At 58.2% G+C, this 19,099-nt stretch carries 17 protein-coding genes and 1 other RNA gene; 12 read left to right on the forward strand and 6 right to left on the reverse strand.

The window, feature by feature from the left end; translation table 11 throughout:
- Nucleotides 1-167 precede the first annotated feature (167 nt).
- Nucleotides 168-899 (forward strand): oxidative stress defense protein, encoded by a 732-nt coding sequence (locus C1N56_RS03810; RefSeq protein ID WP_021506655.1) that lies wholly within the window; start codon nt 168-170, stop codon nt 897-899.
- 115 nt (nt 900-1,014) lie between these two features.
- Here the strand turns inward: C1N56_RS03810 and C1N56_RS03815 are convergent, their stop codons facing one another.
- The gene (locus tag C1N56_RS03815; RefSeq protein WP_021506656.1) at nt 1,015-1,920 is read right to left on the reverse strand and encodes a LysR family transcriptional regulator ArgP; all 906 of its coding nucleotides are present in this window, start codon (nt 1,918-1,920) and stop codon (nt 1,015-1,017) included.
- Nucleotides 1,921-2,102: 182 nt separating this feature from the next.
- Between C1N56_RS03815 and rpiA the strand changes: the two genes are divergently transcribed.
- Both rpiA and serA read left to right on the forward strand, forming a co-directional pair.
- Nucleotides 2,103-2,762: a ribose-5-phosphate isomerase RpiA gene (rpiA, locus tag C1N56_RS03820; protein ID WP_021506657.1), complete on the forward strand. Its 660-nt coding sequence runs from the start codon at nt 2,103-2,105 to the stop codon at nt 2,760-2,762.
- 279 nt (nt 2,763-3,041) lie between these two features.
- Nucleotides 3,042-4,280, forward strand: coding sequence for a phosphoglycerate dehydrogenase (gene serA, locus C1N56_RS03825; protein WP_394517140.1), 1,239 nt, complete (start codon nt 3,042-3,044; stop codon nt 4,278-4,280).
- A 30-nt stretch (nt 4,281-4,310) separates the two neighbouring features.
- Here the strand turns inward: serA and C1N56_RS03830 are convergent, their stop codons facing one another.
- The 3 genes from C1N56_RS03830 to zapA form a co-directional block, all read right to left on the reverse strand.
- Nucleotides 4,311-4,916: a 5-formyltetrahydrofolate cyclo-ligase gene (locus C1N56_RS03830; RefSeq protein WP_058771549.1), complete on the reverse strand. Its 606-nt coding sequence runs from the start codon at nt 4,914-4,916 to the stop codon at nt 4,311-4,313.
- Between the two features lie 70 nt (nt 4,917-4,986).
- Nucleotides 4,987-5,170, reverse strand: a non-coding RNA gene (gene ssrS / locus C1N56_RS03835) — 6S RNA.
- 39 nt (nt 5,171-5,209) lie between these two features.
- Complete coding sequence (gene zapA, locus C1N56_RS03840) at nt 5,210-5,539, reverse strand: cell division protein ZapA (RefSeq protein WP_021506660.1); 330 nt, start codon at nt 5,537-5,539, stop codon at nt 5,210-5,212.
- 170 nt (nt 5,540-5,709) lie between these two features.
- Here zapA and C1N56_RS03845 point away from each other — a divergent pair, with 170 nt between their 5' ends.
- The 8 genes from C1N56_RS03845 to C1N56_RS03880 all read left to right on the forward strand — a co-directional run bounded on the left by C1N56_RS03845 (nt 5,710) and on the right by C1N56_RS03880 (nt 15,913).
- Nucleotides 5,710-6,291 carry a YecA/YgfB family protein gene (locus tag C1N56_RS03845; protein WP_125309830.1) on the forward strand — a complete coding sequence of 194 codons (582 nt, stop codon included), beginning with the start codon at nt 5,710-5,712 and terminating at the stop codon, nt 6,289-6,291.
- Between the two features lie 50 nt (nt 6,292-6,341).
- Nucleotides 6,342-7,664 carry a Xaa-Pro aminopeptidase gene (pepP, locus tag C1N56_RS03850; protein WP_021506662.1) on the forward strand — a complete coding sequence of 441 codons (1,323 nt, stop codon included), beginning with the start codon at nt 6,342-6,344 and terminating at the stop codon, nt 7,662-7,664.
- Nucleotides 7,661-8,839 (forward strand): 2-octaprenyl-6-methoxyphenyl hydroxylase, encoded by a 1,179-nt coding sequence (ubiH, locus tag C1N56_RS03855; RefSeq protein ID WP_394517141.1) that lies wholly within the window; start codon nt 7,661-7,663, stop codon nt 8,837-8,839. The genes pepP and ubiH overlap by 4 nt, the downstream gene beginning before the upstream one ends.
- Nucleotides 8,840-8,859: 20 nt before the next feature.
- Entirely contained in the window at nt 8,860-10,062 is a 1,203-nt protein-coding gene (ubiI, locus tag C1N56_RS03860) for an FAD-dependent 2-octaprenylphenol hydroxylase (RefSeq protein ID WP_394517142.1), read from the forward strand.
- Between the two features lie 555 nt (nt 10,063-10,617).
- Nucleotides 10,618-11,715 carry a glycine cleavage system aminomethyltransferase GcvT gene (gene gcvT / locus C1N56_RS03865; RefSeq protein WP_278427893.1) on the forward strand — a complete coding sequence of 366 codons (1,098 nt, stop codon included), beginning with the start codon at nt 10,618-10,620 and terminating at the stop codon, nt 11,713-11,715.
- A 22-nt stretch (nt 11,716-11,737) separates the two neighbouring features.
- Nucleotides 11,738-12,124 (forward strand): glycine cleavage system protein GcvH, encoded by a 387-nt coding sequence (gcvH, locus tag C1N56_RS03870; RefSeq protein WP_021506666.1) that lies wholly within the window; start codon nt 11,738-11,740, stop codon nt 12,122-12,124.
- Between the two features lie 98 nt (nt 12,125-12,222).
- Nucleotides 12,223-15,096 carry an aminomethyl-transferring glycine dehydrogenase gene (gene gcvP, locus C1N56_RS03875; protein ID WP_262257241.1) on the forward strand — a complete coding sequence of 958 codons (2,874 nt, stop codon included), beginning with the start codon at nt 12,223-12,225 and terminating at the stop codon, nt 15,094-15,096.
- A gap of 73 nt (nt 15,097-15,169) precedes the next feature.
- Nucleotides 15,170-15,913: an SDR family oxidoreductase gene (locus tag C1N56_RS03880; RefSeq protein ID WP_215481485.1), complete on the forward strand. Its 744-nt coding sequence runs from the start codon at nt 15,170-15,172 to the stop codon at nt 15,911-15,913.
- Nucleotides 15,914-15,973: 60 nt separating this feature from the next.
- Here the strand turns inward: C1N56_RS03880 and C1N56_RS03885 are convergent, their stop codons facing one another.
- Nucleotides 15,974-17,413 (reverse strand): 6-phospho-beta-glucosidase, encoded by a 1,440-nt coding sequence (locus tag C1N56_RS03885; RefSeq protein WP_058757093.1) that lies wholly within the window; start codon nt 17,411-17,413, stop codon nt 15,974-15,976.
- 124 nt (nt 17,414-17,537) lie between these two features.
- Nucleotides 17,538-18,269, reverse strand: a complete 732-nt coding sequence (locus C1N56_RS03890) for a MurR/RpiR family transcriptional regulator (protein ID WP_394517143.1) — start codon at nt 18,267-18,269, stop codon at nt 17,538-17,540.
- A 176-nt stretch (nt 18,270-18,445) separates the two neighbouring features.
- Here C1N56_RS03890 and C1N56_RS03895 point away from each other — a divergent pair, with 176 nt between their 5' ends.
- Nucleotides 18,446-19,099 carry a PAQR family membrane homeostasis protein TrhA gene (locus C1N56_RS03895; RefSeq protein WP_021506671.1) on the forward strand — a complete coding sequence of 218 codons (654 nt, stop codon included), beginning with the start codon at nt 18,446-18,448 and terminating at the stop codon, nt 19,097-19,099.

The raw sequence follows: 19,099 nt of genomic DNA on the forward strand, positions 1-19,099 counted from the left end.
CGCTTTTCAGCGAATCTGTAGTGATAAATTTGCGATCGCGGATACGTTAAACCTGAGCAAAGCCGAACTTTTTGCTAATTTCAAACTCAGACCATCACGCATAGTAATGTGTTTTGGGTTTCGCCATAGTGGCGACCTGCAAATTGAACCCTTCAAGGAGGACTTTCGTGAAACTGAAAGCACTGGCGCTGGCCGCCGTAATGAGCACGGGCGCACTGTCCGGTCTGGTCCAGGCGGGAGAAGTGCCGAACGGACCGCACGTGGTGACATCAGGACAGGCCAGCGTGGATGCCCGTCCGGATATGGCGACGCTCTCCATCGTGGTGAATGTTTCGTCGAAAGACGCGGCGGATGCAAAAAAACAGGCTGACGACCGCGTGGCGCAATATTTCGATTTCCTGCAAAAGAACGGCATCGAGAAGAAAGATATTGATGCGGCTAATCTCAGCACCCAGCCGGAGTATGACTACACCAAAGAGGGTAAATCGGTGCTGAAAGGCTACCGTGCGGTGCGTCAGGTGGAAGTCACGCTGCGCCAGCTGGATAAGCTGAATGAGCTGCTGGACGGCGCGCTGAAGTCAGGCCTGAATGAGATTCGTTCTGTTGAGCTGGGCGTGGCTAACGCGGACAGCTACAAAGATCAGGCGCGTAAAGCGGCGATTGCCAATGCCACACAGCAGGCGAGCGCCCTGGCGGAAGGCTTCAACGCCAAACTGGGCTCGGTGTACAGCATTCGTTATCACGTGGCTAACTACCAGCCGATGCCGATGGCGCGCATGTACAAAGCGGCCGGTGCCGCAGCGGACACCACCGCCCAGCAGACCTACGAGCAGCAGAGCATCCATTTTGACGATCAGGTGGATGTGGTATTCGAAATCAAACCGAATACGGCGCAGTAAGTTAGCCTGTAAAATTGTAGCGGCGCGATTCATCGCGCTCTCCAGCAGCAGAACCGCTGTCAAATCGCGCGATGAATCGCGCCGCTACGACTGTTGTGCGCTAATCTGAACGGCGCTAGGCCGCAACTTCATCCTGGCGCAATACGCGGTGGCCGTGGGCAATCAGCGCATCGGTTACGCTGCGCATCAGGCGGCTTTCCGGCGCGAAACGGTGCCAGTACAGCATCCGGCGCTGATACAAACCTGGCGTCAAATCAACCAGCTCTCCCTGCGCCAGCTCGCGCTCAATCTGCAGGTGCGGAATCATACAGCACACCGATCCCTGACGCGCCAGTTGCACAAAAGCCTCTGACGAGTTCACGATGTGGCACGGCACGCTGCCCGGCGATAAATCAAAGTTCTGCTGCAAAAAGGCCTGATGCATATCGTCGAGGTGATCAAACGCCACCGCCGGGGCTTTCAGCAGCGCCGAGCGCGTCACGCCATTGGGGAAATAGCGCGCGGCAAACTCCGGCGAGGCGCAGAACAGATAGTCCAGCGCACCCAGCTGATCCACCAGGCAACTTGGCAACGGCTGCGGCTGGATACTCACCGCGCCGACCACTTCACCGCGCCGTAAACGCTCCTGCGTGCGGGTTTCATCTTCCACCTGCAGATTCAGGCGCACCGGCGAGTCGGCCAGCACATCTTTCAGCGCCGGCAGCAGCCAGGTAGCAAGACTGTCGGCGTTCACCGCCAGCGACAGCAGCAGCGGCGTGGTGCCACCGTTATCATCGCCCAGCCACTCCTCTTCCAGCAGCTCCACCTGATGCAGCAGCGCCAGCAATTTTTGTCCCTGCTCGGTCGGTCGCGGCGGCACGGTACGCACCAGCAGTGGCTGACCGAATAAATTTTCCAGCTGTTTAATGCGCTGCGACACCGCAGACTGCGTGATGCACAGCTTCTGGGCGGCACGCTCAAAGCCGCGTTCGCGAATCACAGCATCCAGCGCCTGAAGCGTTCGATAATCCGGGCGTTTCATTATTGTTCTCTCTCGTTCAGGGTGGAAACTACTATGCCATAAAACGGCGAAGCTGTGCGGCCGACGCGTTTTTGCGGGCTGGCTTCCAAAGGCTTACATCCAACGTCGGTCAGCCGCGCTTTTTGACAGCGCCTTGTTTTATACTACGCGCACTTCGATGTCGCACAGGTTTTAAACATACCATGACCCAGGATGAACTGAAAAAAGCGGTAGGTTGGGCAGCGCTGCAGTACGTGCAGCCAGGCACCATTGTTGGCGTAGGCACCGGTTCAACGGCGGCGCACTTTATTGACGCGCTTGGTACCATCAGGGATCAGATCGAGGGCGCGGTTTCCAGTTCGGAAGCCTCAACCGAAAAGCTCAAATCGCTGGGCATTCCGGTGTTCGATCTCAACAACGTGGATGCGCTGTCGGTGTATGTCGACGGGGCTGATGAGATCAATCCACAGATGCAGATGATCAAGGGCGGCGGTGCGGCGCTGACGCGCGAGAAAATTGTCGCGGCGGTGGCGCAGAAATTTATCTGCATCGCGGATGCGTCCAAGCAGGTCGATGTGCTGGGCAACTTCCCGCTTCCGGTGGAGGTGATTCCGATGGCGCGCGCTTATGTGGCGCGGGAGCTGGTAAAGCTGGGCGGCCTGCCGGAGTATCGTCAGCACGTGGTTACGGATAACGGCAACATTATTCTCGACGTACATAATCTGCGCATCCTTGACCCGATTGCGCTGGAAAAAACCATCAATGCGCTGCCGGGCGTCGTCACCGTGGGGCTGTTTGCCGCACGCGGAGCGGATATCGCGCTGATTGGTACGCCGGACGGCGTGAAAACCATCACCAATTGATCTCACCGGCGCGCCGCCAGCGCCGGTTATTTTCATCCGCAAAACATCTTTTCTTGCTGCAGTGAAATTTGGTGACTTATGTCACAAATGATTCATCAACAGCAGGTTCGTACTTTGCGCTCTCGTCATCTCACGATTTTGTGTGGATTTGTGTTGTCTGCACGTGGGCGCGTGCTAGCGTGCAGGCAATCGTTTGTATTGCCGCGCCGGAAAATTTTGATATTTTGACAGAAGGCTACCTTATGGTAGTCCTCGTTGAATTCTGAATAGGGTCGGGAAATGGCAAAGGTATCACTGGAAAAAGACAAGATTAAGTTCCTGCTGGTGGAAGGCGTTCACCAGAGTGCGCTGGATAATCTGCGCGCCGCAGGTTACACCAACATCGAGTTCCACAAAGGCGCACTGGATGCTGAGACGCTGAAGTCCTCCATCCGCGATGCCCACTTCATTGGTATCCGTTCCCGTACCCAACTGACTGAAGAGATCTTCGCGGCAGCTGAAAAGCTGGTGGCGGTGGGCTGCTTCTGTATTGGTACTAACCAGGTTGATCTCAGCGCGGCAGCGAAACGCGGCGTGCCGGTGTTCAACGCCCCGTTCTCCAATACCCGTTCGGTCGCGGAACTGGTGATCGGCGAAATGCTGCTGATGCTGCGCGGCATTCCGGAAGCCAATGCCAAAGCACACCGCGGCATCTGGAATAAAATCGCCACCGGTTCGTACGAAGCGCGTGGTAAGAAGCTGGGTATCATTGGCTACGGCCATATCGGGATGCAGCTCGGCGTGTTGGCGGAAAGCCTCGGCATGCACATATTTTTCTACGATATCGAAAACAAGCTGCCGCTGGGCAATGCCACCCAGGTGCGCCATCTCTCTGACCTGCTGAACATGAGTGATGTGGTCAGCCTGCACGTGCCGGAAACGCCGTCTACGCAGAACATGATTGGCAGCGAAGAGCTGGCGCTGATGAAGCCCGGCGCGCTGTTGATCAACGCCGCGCGCGGCACCGTGATCGACATCCCGGCGCTGTGTAATGCGCTGGCCAGCAAGCACCTCGCCGGTGCCGCCATCGACGTCTTCCCGGTTGAACCTGCAACCAATAGCGATCCGTTTAACTCGCCGTTGTGCGAATTCGACAACGTGATCCTGACGCCGCACATCGGCGGATCAACGCAGGAAGCGCAGGAGAACATCGGTCTGGAAGTGTCTGGCAAGCTGGCCAAGTACTCTGACAACGGCTCGACGCTCTCCGCAGTAAACTTCCCGGAAGTCTCGCTGCCGATGCACGCTGCCAGCGCCAGCCGCCTGCTGCACATCCATGAAAACCGCCCGGGCGTGCTGACCGCCATCAACCAGATCTTTGCCGAGCAGGGCATCAACATTGCCGCTCAGTATCTGCAAACCTCGCCAGTGATGGGTTATGTGGTTATCGATATTGATGCCGAAGAAGATGTGGCCGAGAAAGCGCTGCAACTGATGAAGGCGATTCCAGGCACCATTCGCGCCCGTCTGCTGTACTGACAGTGCAGGGCGCCGCTGGGCGCCCTGTCTTTATCCCGCCAGCGTTTCCCACTGCCACAGCTTTGACGGCGTGAGAATCGCCGGCAATGGCACATCCCAGGCCGCCACCGGCAGCGCATCGACGCGCTGGCAGTCGTGCGCAATACCCAGCGGTAAAAAACCATGCTGCTGCCAGTGCTGTAGCGTGCGATCGTAAAAACCCCCGCCCATGCCTAAGCGTTGTCCCTGCGCGTCAAACGCCACCAGCGGTACCAGCATCACATCCAGCTGATCGAGTGTCGCCAGCTGCGTAATATCCAGCGGCGGCTCAGGGATGCGCAGCTTGTTAGGCCGCAGCGGGGTTTCTGGCGTGTAGCGCAAAAAAAGCAAATGACCGGGCGCAAACGGGTGCAGCACCGGCAGAAAGACCTGCTTCTTTTGCTGCCACAGTTTGGCAATCAGCGGTCGGGTATTGATTTCGCCGTCGACGGAGAGAAACAGCGCGATGCGTTGTGCGCTGGCCAGCGGGGCAAAATTGATGGCATGTTCAGCCAGCAGATCGGCGGCCTCAACCTGTTGCTCAGGCGTAAGATTGCGGCGCAGATGGCGCACATGCTGACGAATATCCTGACGGTCGAGAAGAGAAGGTGCTGGCATGATGTCCCCGGCTGATAAGGCTGTTGATAGCCACATTATCACACCGGGAATAACAGGGTGGAACTAAGAGGAGATCTCCGAGATGCCGCCGCAGGCTGTAACCCTTGAACCCTTGGTTCAAGGTGAGTATGCCGTCGTAACCATCAGGCTTCTCGGACGGACCGAGCATGCTCACAGGTTACAGAGCGTCACACTCTGTTGGTATGAAATATCGGCTCAGGGGACTGGCCCGCTTGCAAACATCTCAGAGAAAATTGACTTCACCGTTACTCTAACACGAGTACCATGAAGTGTTATTCGAATTTAGGGCCCTGACGTTCAGTTATGCGACCTTGCTCAACTAATGCCTGCTCAATGGTCTGCTGCAGCATACGGATGCGTTGTTCCATATTGGCTGCGTAATCGCGCGTTTTACCTTTCTCTTGTGCCAGCTCGTGGCAAATGTTTAACGCGGCGATGAACACCAGCTGCTCTGTATTTGTGACTCTAGTGCGAACTTTTAAATCTTGCAACCGTTGATTGAGATCCTCTGCGGCCAGATTCAGCGCATCTTGCTGTTCAGGCGGACAATTCACTCTCAATGAACGACCAAAAATCTGAATATCTACCGGTTGTGCAGACATGCCACCATCCTGACTGATTACTTCGTTCGCATCTCCCTTACCTGTCAATGGGTTGGGAGGTGCGCAACTATATAGACCCGCGTGATAAGTTACAACCCCTTTTCTGGAAACCCTGAGGCACCTGGTGGTAGCATAACACGAACTTATTCTGCCAACGACGACCAAAGCTTATGTCTTTACAGAACGCAACACCCACTTACAACGCGCTGGCCGCGGCACTTTCCCAGCAGGGCGTAGGCATGACGCCCGCCGAGATGCACGGACTGCTGTGTGGCATTCTGTGCGGCGGCAATCAGGACAGCAGCTGGAAAACCCTGGTGCATGACCTGACTAACGAGGGCATGGCGTTCTCGCAAAGCCTGTCGCAGCCGCTGCAGGCGCTGCATGAAAACCTGGCCAACACGCTGGATGAAGAGGGTTTCCTGTTCCAGCTGATGCTGCCGGATGAGGATGACATCACGGTGTTCGATCGTGCTGACGCGCTGGCTGGCTGGGTCAATCACTTCCTGCTGGGCCTGGGCGTGACGCAGCCGAAGCTGGACAAAGTGACCGGTGAGACCGGCGAAGCGATTGACGATCTGCGCACCATTGCGCAACTTGGCTACGATGAAGATGAAGATCAGGAAGAGCTCGAACAGTCGCTGGAAGAGGTGATTGAGTACGTGCGCGTTGCCGCGCTGCTGTGCCATGACACCTTCACCCGGCCACGCACGCCGACCGCACCGGAAGTGCAAAAACCTACGCTACACTAAGCGCGTCATCGTGGGCAGGTCGCTGCCCGTTTTCTACAGGGAGTGCAAATATGATTACACTGGAAACCTTCCGGCAACGTCGTCAGGCGCTGATCGCCCGCATGGCGCCTGGCAGCGCGGCTTTGATTTTTGCTGCACCTGAAGTGACGCGCAGCAACGACACCGAATATCCCTTTCGCCAGAACAGCGACTTCTGGTACTTCACCGGCTTCAACGAGCCGCAGGCGCTGCTGGTTTTAATCAAGAGCGATGACAATCATAACCACAGCGTGCTGTTTAACCGCGTACGCGACCTGACGGCGGAGATCTGGTTCGGACGTCGGCTTGGTCAGGAAGCCGCACCGGCGAAGCTGGGCGTTGACCGCGCGCTGCCGTGGGATGCGATTGACGAGCAGCTGCACCAGCTGCTCAACGGACTCGATGTGGTCTATCACGCACAGGGTGAATACGCGGAAGCGGATACGCTGGTGTTCAGCGCGCTGGAGAAACTGCGCCGCGGTTTCCGGCAAAACCTCAGCGCACCGGCGACGCTGACCGACTGGCGTCCCTGGGTGCATGAGATGCGCCTGTTTAAAAGCGAAGACGAGATCGCTATTCTGCGCCGCGCAGGAAAAATCAGCGCGCTGGCACATACCCGTGCGATGCAGGCGTGCCGTCCCGGCATGTTTGAATATCAGCTGGAAGGCGAAATCCATCACGAATTCACCCGCCACGGCGCGCGCTTTCCGTCTTACAACACCATTGTGGGCTCCGGTGAGAACGGCTGCATTCTGCACTACACCGAAAACGAAAGCGAAATGCGCGACGGCGATCTGGTGCTGATTGATGCCGGTTGCGAATTCCATGGCTACGCCGGCGATATCACCCGCACTTTCCCGGTAAACGGTAAATTCAGCCAGCCGCAGCGCGAGATCTACGACATCGTGCTCGCCTCGCTGTATAAGGCGCTGTCGATGTTCCGCCCGGGCATCAGCATCCATGAAGTCAACGACGAAGTGGTGCGCATCATGATCACCGGTCTGGTCGATCTGGGCATCCTGGAAGGCAATATCGATACGCTGTTTGAAGAGCAGGCGCACCGTCCGTTCTTTATGCACGGTCTTGGGCACTGGCTGGGGCTGGACGTGCATGACGTCGGCCACTACGGCACGCCCAGCCGCGACCGCCTGCTTGAGCCCGGCATGGTGCTCACCGTTGAACCGGGCCTGTATATCGCGCCGGATGCCAAAGTGCCGGCACAATATCGCGGCATCGGTATCCGTATCGAAGACGACATCGTTATCACCGCCGACGGTAATGAAAACCTGACCGACAGCGTGGTAAAAGACGCTGAGGCGATCGAAGCACTGATGGCGGCGGCGCGCAGCGTATGAGTATCCTGATTGCAGGCGGCGGCATGACCGGCGCCACGCTGGCACTGGCGATTTCGCATCTGACGCAGGGCCAGTTGCCGGTGACGCTGATTGAACGTCATCAGCCGGACAGCCGCGCGCACCCGGGCTTTGACGGGCGCGCCATCGCGCTGGCGGCGGGCACCTGTCAGCAGCTGGCGGAAATTGACCTGTGGCGGTCGCTGGCGGATTGCGCCACGCCCATTACCCACATCCACGTTTCCGATCGCGGGCACAGCGGGTTTGTTCAGCTGCAGTCTGAGGATTATCAGCTGTCGGCGTTGGGCAACGTGGTCGAGCTGTATGACGTGGGACAGCGCCTGTTTAAACGTCTGCGTGAGGCACCCGGCGTGACGCTGTGCTGCCCGGATCACGTTACCTCAGTAACCCGCAGCGCCGATAGCGTGCAGGCGACGCTCAGCAGCGGCGCAACGTTACAGGGCGCGCTGCTGGTGGCCGCTGACGGCGCACGCTCGCCGCTGGCAGCATCCTGCGGCATGCGCTGGCAGCGCGACGACTACCAGCAGCTGGCGGTGATTGCCAACGTCGCGACGCAGGTGCCGCATCAGGGCCGCGCGTTTGAGCGCTTCACGCAGCATGGCCCGCTGGCGCTGTTACCGATGTCCGGCAACCGTCTATCGCTGGTGTGGTGTCATCCGGCGGCGGCCGAAGCCACGGTTAAGCAGTGGGACGATGCCACCTTCCTGCATGAATTACAGCGCGCCTTTGGCTGGCGGCTGGGGCGCTTTACTCACGCCGGCCAGCGCGAAATCTATCCGCTGGCGCTGCAGACCGCAGAGCGTCAGGTGACGCACCGGCTGGCGCTGGTCGGCAATGCGGCCCAGACGCTGCATCCGATCGCCGGGCAGGGCTTTAACCTCGGACTGCGCGATGTGATGTCGCTGGCGGAAACCCTTGCGGCGGCGCATCGTCACCAGCAGGATCCGGGCAGCCACGCGGTATTGCACCATTTTGCTGCGCGCCGCCAGCCGGATCGTGCGGCGACCATTGGCGTCACCGACGGTCTGGTGCGGCTGTTCGCCAACCGTTATGCCCCGCTGGTGGCAGGACGAAATCTTGGGCTGGTGGCAATGGACCACCTGCCATGGCTGCGAAACCCACTTGCCGTGCGCACGCTCGGCTGGGTTAAGCGTTAAGCATGAATTAAGGGGCAGCAATGCAAACATTTGATGTGGCGATTGCCGGTGGCGGCATGGTCGGTCTGGCGGTGGCCTGTGGCTTACAGGGCAGCGGCCTGCGCGTTGCGGTGCTGGAAAAAGCGCCTGAGCCACAATTTGATGCGGCGGCGCCAGCGTCGGTTCGCGTCTCGGCCATCAACGCCGCCAGCGAGCGTCTGCTGCAAAAACTTGATGTCTGGTCGACCATTCTCGCGCTGCGCGCCAGCGCGTATCACGGCATGGAAGTGTGGGATCAGGACAGCTTTGGCTCGATCAGCTTTGATGACGAGCAGCAGGGGCTATCGCACCTCGGACATATCATTGAAAACGAGGTGATTCACAGTGCGCTGTGGCAGCGCGCCAGCCAGTGCAACGAGGTGACGCTGATTGCGCCGGCTCAGCTGCAGCAGGTGGCGTTTGGCGATAACGAAGCCTTTATTACCCTGCAGGACGGCAGCATGATGAGCGCGCGCCTGCTGATTGCTGCGGACGGGGCCAACTCGTGGCTGCGTGACAAAGCGGATATCCCGATTACCTTCTGGGATTACGAGCATCACGCGCTGGTCGCCAACGTACGCACCGATATGCCGCACGATGCCATTGCGCGTCAGGTGTTCCACGGCGACGGCATTCTGGCCTTCCTGCCGATGCAGGATCCGCACCTGTGTTCCATCGTCTGGTCGCTGTCACCGCAGGAAGCGGCGCGACTGCAATCCATGCCGGAAGCGCTGTTTAACCAGCAGCTGTCGGTAGCATTCGATATGCGCCTTGGTCTGTGCCAGGTGGAAAGCGAACGTAAAACCTTCCCGCTGACGGCGCGTTACGCCCGCAACTTTGCTGCGCACCGGCTGGCGCTGGTGGGCGATGCGGCGCATACCATCCATCCGCTGGCCGGGCAGGGGGTTAACCTCGGCTTCATGGATGCCGCCGAGCTGATTGGCGAAATCCGCCGTCTGCATCAGCAGGGCAAAGATATCGGCCAGCATCTCTATTTGCGTCGTTATGAACGCAGCCGCAAGCACAGCGCAGCGCTGATGCTGGCCGGCATGCAGGGTTTCCGTGAGCTGTTTGCCGGCCACCATCCGGCAAAAAAACTGCTGCGCGACGTCGGGCTGAAGCTGGCCGACACGCTGCCTGGCGTAAAGCCGTTACTGCTGAAGCAGGCCATGGGCCTCAACGACCTGCCCGGCTGGATCCGCTAACCCTCCTTATTACGGCACCGTTTCAGGTGCCGTTTTTCCTGCACTGACGTTACGCGATCGCCCTCAAGGGTGGGTGTGGCAGTCGGCTGCCGCTCATGAATCACCGAACTGCACAGCGTTGTCGCCATCCATCGCGACCCTGTGCGCACCCGGCAACGTCACTGCAAAACCCGCCCCGGCACCATTATTGTGCATCGCTGCACCCAAATTGCCCTTCATTTGATTTATTCTAATTTCAGGTCTCAATTCGCATTACTTTAACTAATCCAAAATGCTTTTTGCTCCCGAACCATTTCCCTTGTCTGCGGTACAGCTTCCATTATTCGGCTGAATTACTGCGTAACAGGTGAATTATATGCGCGGTAAATCACATAAATGCAGTGAGATGTGCTGGCGTGGCTGCCGGGGCAGCCCAAAGGATGATAAGGTTTCACCCTCGTTTTCCTTATGGTTAATTGCCGGATTCGGTGGTAACTTCAGTGTAAAGAGAACGTTTGCGTCGCTCAAAACTGACGGCGCAGGCGCGTCACACTCACTTGTCTTCACAGGATGGTTATGACTCAGCAAACGCCTCTATTCGAACAGCATCAGACCTGCGGTGCCCGCATGGTGGACTTCCACGGCTGGATGATGCCGCTGCACTACGGCTCGCAAATGGATGAACACCATGCGGTGCGCAACGATGCCGGAATGTTTGACGTTTCCCACATGACCATTGTCGATCTGCACGGCGCGCGCACCCGTGAATTTCTGCGTTACCTGCTGGCCAACGACGTCGCCAAACTGACTCAGCCCGGCAAAGCCCTCTATACCGGCATGCTGAATGCTTCAGCTGGCGTCATTGATGATTTAATTGTTTACTTTATGAGCGAAGATTTCTTCCGCCTGGTGGTCAACTCCGCCACGCGCGAGAAGGATCTGGCGTGGATCGCTGAGCATGCGCAGCCGTTTGGGGTTGCGCTCACCGAGCGTGACGATCTGGCGCTGATCGCCGTACAGGGACCGAACGCGCAGCAAAAAGCACAGAGCCTGTTTAGCGCGGCACAGCGTGACGCGGTTGCAGGCATGAAGCCGTTCTTTGGCGTACAGGCCGGCGATCTGTTTATCGCCACGACCGGTTATACCGGTGAAGCCGGTTATGAAATCGCCCTGCCTGCCGCTCAGGCCGCAGATTTCTGGCAGCAGCTGCTGGCCGCGGGCGTGAAACCAGCCGGACTGGGCGCACGCGATACGCTGCGTCTCGAAGCTGGCATGAATCTGTATGGTCAGGAGATGGATGAAGGCGTTTCGCCGCTGGCCGCCAACATGGGCTGGACCATCAGCTGGGAGCCCGGCGACCGTGATTTCATTGGCCGTGAAGCGCTGGAAGCGCAGCGCGAGAACGGCACGGAAAAACTGGTCGGGCTGGTGATGACCGAAAAAGGCGTGCTGCGTAACGGTCTGACGGTGCGCTTTACCGATGCGCAGGGCCAGCCGCAGCAGGGCATCATTACCAGCGGCTCCTTCTCGCCAACGCTGGGCTATAGCATTGCGCTGGCGCGCGTGCCGGCCAGTATCGGTGAGCAGGCGATCGTTGAAATCCGCAATCGTGAAATGCCGGTGAAAGTGACTAAACCTATTTTTGTTCGCGCCGGCAAGCCGGTCGCTCAGTAATTTTTTTTCAGGAGAAATGGCGATGAGCAATGTGCCAAATGAATTGAAGTACCGTGATAGCCACGAGTGGGTGCGGAAAGAAGCTGACGGTACGTTTACCGTGGGCATCACCGAACACGCGCAGGAACTGCTGGGCGACATGGTGTTTGTCGACCTGCCTGACGTGGGCGCCAGTTTTGCCGCCGGTGACGACTGTGCGGTAGCCGAATCCGTGAAAGCGGCATCGGATATCTATGCCCCGCTGAGCGGTGAAATCGTGGCGGTCAACGAAGAGCTGGGCGATGCCCCGGAGCTGGTGAACAGCGAACCGTACGCCGCCGGCTGGCTGTTCCGCATCAAAGCCAGCGACGAGTCCGAGCTCGACGCGATGCTCGATGCCGAGGCCTATAAAAAGTCCATCGACGAGTAACCGGTAGTCTCTGAAGGTGCTGCACTGCGGCGCCTTCTTTTTTATCTGCCTGATTTAATGCCATTTTGTCACCCAGCCCGATTCAGGATGTACTGTAAATGACCCAGACTCTCAGCCAGCTCGAACATAACGGTGCTTTTATTGAGCGCCATATCGGTCCTGATGCCGCGCAGCAGGCCACCATGCTGGAAGCGATTGGTGCCAGCTCGCTGGCTTCGCTGATCGCTTCAATTGTGCCTGCTGATATCCAGCTGCCAGGCCCGCCGGCGGTAGGCGATGCCGCGACTGAACAGCAGGCGCTGGCAGAGCTGAAAGCCATTGCCAGCCAGAATCAGCGTTACAAATCCTGGATTGGAATGGGTTACAGCGCCGTGATCACCCCGCCGGTGATTCTGCGCAACATGCTGGAAAATCCGGGCTGGTACACGGCGTACACGCCGTATCAGCCGGAAGTGTCGCAGGGCCGTCTGGAAGCGCTGCTCAATTTTCAGACCCTGACGCTCGATCTCACCGGGCTGGATATCGCTTCAGCTTCGCTGCTGGATGAAGCCACCGCGGCCGCCGAAGCGATGGCGATGGCTAAACGCGTCAGCAAGCTGAAAAACGCGACCAAATTCTTTATCGCCGATGACATCCATCCGCAAACGCTGGATGTGGTGCGCACCCGCGCTGAAACCTTTGGCTTTGAGCTGATTATTGATCGCGCCGAAAAAGCCCGCGAGCACGACGATCTGTTTGGCGTGCTGCTGCAGCAGGTCGGTACCAGCGGAGAAGTGCACGACTACCGTGAACTGATTGCTGAGCTGAAAAGCCGCAAAGTGGTGGTGAGCGTGGCGGCGGATTTCATGGCGCTGGTGCAGCTGGAAGCGCCGGGCAAACAGGGTGCTGATATCGTCTTCGGTTCCGCCCAGCGCTTTGGCGTACCGATGGGTTACGGCGGTCCGCACGCGGCCTTCTTTGCCAGCCGTGATGAGCACAAGCGCTCCATGCCGGGCCGTATCATCGGTGTGTCACGCGATGCCGCCGGTAACACCGCGCTACGCATGGCGATGCAGACGCGCGAACAGCACATCCGCCGTGAGAAAGCCAACTCCAACATTTGTACTTCACAGGTGCTGCTGGCGAATATCGCCGGCCTGTACGCGGTTTACCATGGCCCGGCCGGACTGAAGCGCATTGCCTCGCGCATTCACCGTCTGACCTCGATTCTGGCGGCAGGCCTGCAAAACGGCGGCCTGAAGCTGCGCCATCACAGCTGGTTCGATACGCTGACCGTTGAAGTCACGGACAAAGCGGCGGTGCTGAACCGTGCGCTGAGCTTCGGCGTCAACCTGCGCAGCGATATCCTCAATGCGGTCGGTATCACGCTGGATGAAACCACCACGCGTGAAGACGTGCTGGCACTGTTTGCCATTCTGCTGGGCGATGCGCACGGCCAGGATATCGAGGCGCTGGACGCCGCGGTGGCGGCGGAAAATAGCGCCATTCCGGCAGGCCAGCAGCGTACCAGCGAATTCCTTACCCATCCGGTGTTCAACCGTCATCACAGCGAAACTGAGATGATGCGCTATATGCACAGCCTGGAGAAAAAGGATCTGGCGCTGAATCAGGCAATGATCCCGCTCGGCTCATGCACCATGAAACTGAATGCCGCCGCCGAAATGATTCCCATCACCTGGCCGGAATTCGCTGAACTGCACCCGTTCTGTCCGGCAGAGCAGGCGAGCGGTTATCTGCAGATGATCGGCCAGCTGTCACAGTGGCTGGTCCAGCTCACCGGTTACGATGCGCTGTGCATGCAGCCGAACTCTGGTGCGCAGGGCGAATACGCCGGTCTGCTGGCCATCCGCCGCTATCATGAGAGCCGTAATGAAGCGGGCCGCACGATCTGTCTGATCCCGAGCTCGGCGCACGGCACCAACCCGGCGTCCGCGCAGATGGCGGGCATGGCGGTGGTGGTGGTGGCCTGTGATAAGCAGGGCAACATCGATCTCGGCGATCTGCGTGAAAAAGCAGCGCAGGCCGGTGACGCGCTGTCGTGCATCATGGTGACCTATCCGTCGACGCACGGCGTCTACGAAGAGACCATTCGCGAAGTGTGCCAGATCGTGCATCAGTACGGCGGCCAGGTGTACCTCGACGGCGCAAACATGAACGCGCAGGTCGGGATCACCACGCCTGGCTACATTGGCGCTGACGTGTCGCATCTCAACCTGCACAAAACCTTCTGCATTCCGCACGGCGGTGGCGGTCCGGGCATGGGGCCCATCGGGGTAAAAGCGCATCTGGCACCATTCGTACCGGGCCATAGCGTGGTGCAGATTGACGGCGTGCTGACCCAGCAGGGCGCGGTTTCTGCGGCACCGTTCGGCAGCGCATCTATTCTGCCCATTAGCTGGATGTACATTCGCATGATGGGCGCAGAAGGGCTGAAGCAGGCCAGCTCGGTGGCGATTCTCAACGCCAACTACATCGCCAGCCGGCTGCAGTCGGCGTACCCGATTCTGTACGCCGGCCGCGACGGCCGCGTGGCGCATGAGTGCATTCTCGACATTCGTCCGCTGAAAGAGCAGACCGGCATCAGCGAGCTGGATATCGCGAAACGCCTGATCGACTACGGCTTCCATGCGCCGACCATGTCGTTCCCGGTCGCCGGCACGCTGATGGTCGAGCCGACCGAATCTGAGAGCAAAATCGAGCTGGACCGCTTTATTGACGCGATGCTGGCGATCCGCATGGAAATTGATCGCGTGGCCGACGGTGAATGGCCGGCTGACGACAACCCGCTGGTGAATGCACCACATACCCAGATGGAAATCGTCGGCGACTGGACTCATCCGTACAGCCGCGAGCTGGCGGTCTTCCCGGCCGGCAGCGCCAACAAATACTGGCCGACCGTTAAGCGTCTGGACGATGTGTTTGGCGATCGCAATGTGTTCTGTTCATGCGTTCCGATGAGCGAATACCAGTAATCTGCAGGCGTAATCCAAACCCTTCAGTAATACTCAAGGCCGATTTGTCGGCCTTTTTTTATGGGAGAAGCATATGGATCTGGCACTGGTCACCGGCGGTAGCCGCGGAATTGGACGGGCAACATCGCTGCTGCTGGCGCAGGCGGGTTATCGCGTGGCAATCAATTTCCGGCAGCGCGAAGCAGAAGCGTTGCAGGTGGTAGCAGATATCGAAGCGCAGGGCGGCAGCGCGTTTGCCTTACAGGCGGATATTGCCGATGAAGCGCAGGTGGTGCGCATGTTCCGCCAGCTGGATCAGCAGCCGGGCGCGCTGCGCGTGCTGGTGAATAACGCCGGTATTCTCTTCTCCCAGTGCCGGGTTGAGGATCTGGATGCTGCGCGCATTCAGCGCGTGCTGGCAACCAACGTCACCGGCACGTTTATCTGCTGCCGCGAAGCGGTAAAACGCATGAGCACCGCACACGGCGGCCAGGGCGGCGCCATTGTTAACGTCTCGTCAGCGGCCGCGCGTACCGGCTCGCCCAATGAGTATGTCGATTACGCGGCGTCGAAAGGCGCGATGGATACGCTGACCAGAGGATTGTCACTGGAAGTGGCAGCGCAGGGGATTCGCGTCAACAGCGTGCGGCCAGGGCTGATCTACACCGATATGCATGCCGACGGCGGCGAGCCGGGGCGCGTTGATCGTCTCGCGGCATCGCTGCCGATGCAGCGCGGCGGCCAGGCGGAGGAGGTCGCTGCCGCCATCGCCTGGCTGGCCAGTGACGCCGCTTCCTACGTCACCGGCAGCTTTATTGATGCATCAGGCGGCCGTTGAGCCGCACTTCACAGCCTGTCTGCGCACGGCGCACATTTATACGTCGCGCGCCATTAGCGGTTACAGCACTTCACCATTGCTGGCAATCACCTGCTGATACCAGGCGAAACTCTTCTTCTTCGAGCGGGCAAAGCTGCCGCTGCCGTCATCGTTTTTATCGACGTGGATAAAGCCGTAGCGCTTGCTGTACTGGCCGGTGGTAAAGGAGACGCAGTCGATGCAGCCCCACGGCGTATAGCCCAGCAGATCAACGCCATCCAGCGCCACCGCTTTTTTCATCTCTTCGATGTGCGCGCGCAGATAATCAATGCGGTAGTCATCTTCGATCACGCCCTCAGCATTGGCTTTATCAATGGCACCAAAGCCGTTCTCAACAATAAACAGCGGCTTCTGGTAGCGCTCATACAGCGCGTTCAGCACGTAGCGCAGGCCGACCGGGTCAATCTGCCAGCCCCAGTCGGACGCTTTCACATGCGGGTTAGGCACTACGCCGTCGAAGCCGGTGATCGGGTCGTCGACGCCGCTGGCTTTGGTGTCCACCGCGTTGCTCATGTAGTAGCTGAAACCGATGTAATCGCAGCAGCCCTGACGCAGCGTTTCGGCGTCATCGGCTTCCATCGCAATGTGATAGCCCTTGCGCGCCCACTCTTTCAGCGTATAAGCCGGGTACGCGCCGCGCATCTGCACGTCGCTGAACACGTAGCGCTGATGCATCGACTCCTGCGCGCGCATCACGTCGTCCGGATGGCAGGAGAACGGATAGACTGGCACCATGGCGATCATGCAGCCAATCTGGAAATCCGGGTTGATTTCGTGGCCGCGCTTCACCACTTTGGCACTGGCGACGAACTGGTGATGCATCACCTGATACATTGTCTGCTCCGGCTTTTCATGCTCAGTGAACACGACGCCGGAGCAGCAGTAGCCGAACAGCGGATACTGCCAGTTGCGCTGGTTATTGATTTCATTGAAGGTCATCCAGTACTTCACTTTGTGGCGATAGCGCGTCATCACCACGTCACTGAAGCGCACAAAGAAATCGACCACTTTGCGATTGGCCCAGCCGCCGTACTCTTTAACCAGATGATATGGCATCTCAAAGTGCGACAGGGTAATCACCGGTTCGATGCCATATTTCAGCAGTTCATCAAACAGGTCATCGTAAAATTGCAGGCCGGCTTCATTGGGCTGTAGTTCATCGCCGTTGGGGAAAATGCGCGTCCAGGCAATCGAGGTGCGGAAGCATTTGAAACCCATCTCAGCAAACAGCGCCACGTCCTGTTTGTAGTGTGAATAGAATTCCACCGCCTGATGGTTGGGATAGTGCTGGCCGGGCTGAACGCCGGGCGTGATGACGCGATCAACGCCGTGTGCGCCGCCGGTGAGAACATCGGCGATACTGACGCCTTTGCCGCCCTGATCCCAGCCGCCCTCAACCTGATGGGCTGCCACCGCGCCGCCCCAGAGAAATCCGCTGGGTAATTGCAATCCTTCACTCATTTCAATACCTCGTCACGCTGTTGGCGAAAATAATACTGTCCGCAGTGTAACAACTGAAATAGCAAAGTCACGCTATAACACCGGCGCGGAAATGTGACTTGTTACTGCCGAAAAACAGGCTGTTTTATACCTGCGTGAGGCGGGCAATATAACGGCCCAGCGTCTCCAGAATATAAATCACCGGTACCTGGGTGGTAATATCGTAGCGGTCAGGCAGTTTCTCCTGCGGCACATGATAGGAGAGATTGAAATCCGCCATTTTCGCCAGCGAGCAGTTGTCGTGATTGGTGATGGAGATGATTTTACAGTGATGCAGACTGAACTGACTGGCAAAGCGCAGGATCTCTTCGGTTTCGCCAGAGACGGATAAAATAATCGCCAGCGCATTTTCCCAGGCGCTCTTACTCACCGGGTAATAAGGATCATCGATGTGATGACTGAATTTACCAATATTAGAAAAATAGCGCGCACCATATTTGCCAAGGCTGCCTGAGGTGCCGGCACCAATAAAGAAAATGTGCTCAGCCTCAATAATTATTTGCGCCGCGGTGGCAATCTGCTGATCAAATTCTGCGTTATTGATGCTTTTAAAAAAGCTCAGCATTTCACCGACACCGGAGGGCAGCAGCACCGGCGCGCTTTCCTCCTGCGCCAGGCGAAAACGGATACGGAATTCTGACCAGCCGTCACAGTGCATTTTGCGGCAGAAGCGCAGCACCGTGGTGGTCGAGACGCCCGCCTGCGCCGCCAGTTCTCGGATGGTCATATAACTGACACTTTCCCGGTGTTTGATGATGAAGTGATAAACCTGCATCTCAAGGTCATTCAAACGGGACAGGTCGCTGTGTGAAAACATTCGGGCGGCGCTCACGGCAAAAAGAAGCCTCAGTGTAACAGATTGGTTTGCCGCTGGGTTGTCACACCTCTTCACAGAATAATTTTAGCGTACATGTGTACTCTGAAATTGTTCTTCGTTACTCTGGTGCACAGAAAAAGCACAACTTTCGTTACGATGTTCAGGAATCCGACGCCATGGTACAGAACCGACTTATTGCCCAGGGCTATTCACTGGCCGAAGAGATCGCCAACAGCATCAGCCACGGCCTGGGCTGTGTGTTTGGCATCGTGGGGCTGGTGTTGCTGTTGACCCAGGCCGTTGAAATGCAGGCGAATATCACCGCCATCACCAGCTATAGCCTGTACGGCGGCAGCATGATTTTGCTGTTCCTCGCCTCGACGCTGTATCACGCGATTCCGCACCAGCGCGCCAAATACTGGCTGAAGAAATTTGACCACTGCGCCATCTATTTGCTGATCGCCGGGACTTACACGCCGTTTCTGCTGGTCGGGCTGCAATCGCCGCTGGCGCAGGGATTGATGGTGGTGATCTGGAGTCTGGCGCTGGCGGGCATCATCTTTAAGCTGACCATTGCGCATCGCTTTAAAGTGCTGTCGCTGGTGACCTATCTCAGCATGGGCTGGCTGTCGCTGGTGGTGATTTATCAGCTGGCAACCAAACTGTCGGCCGGCGGCGTCTGGCTGCTGGCGGCGGGCGGGATTGTCTATTCGCTCGGGGTGATTTTCTATGTGTCGCGCCGTATCCCGTACAATCATGCCATCTGGCACGGTTTCGTGCTGGGCGGCAGCGTGCTGCACTTTTGCGCCATCTATTTTTACGTGATGTAA

The organism is Pantoea sp. SGAir0175, from assembly GCF_043547855.1.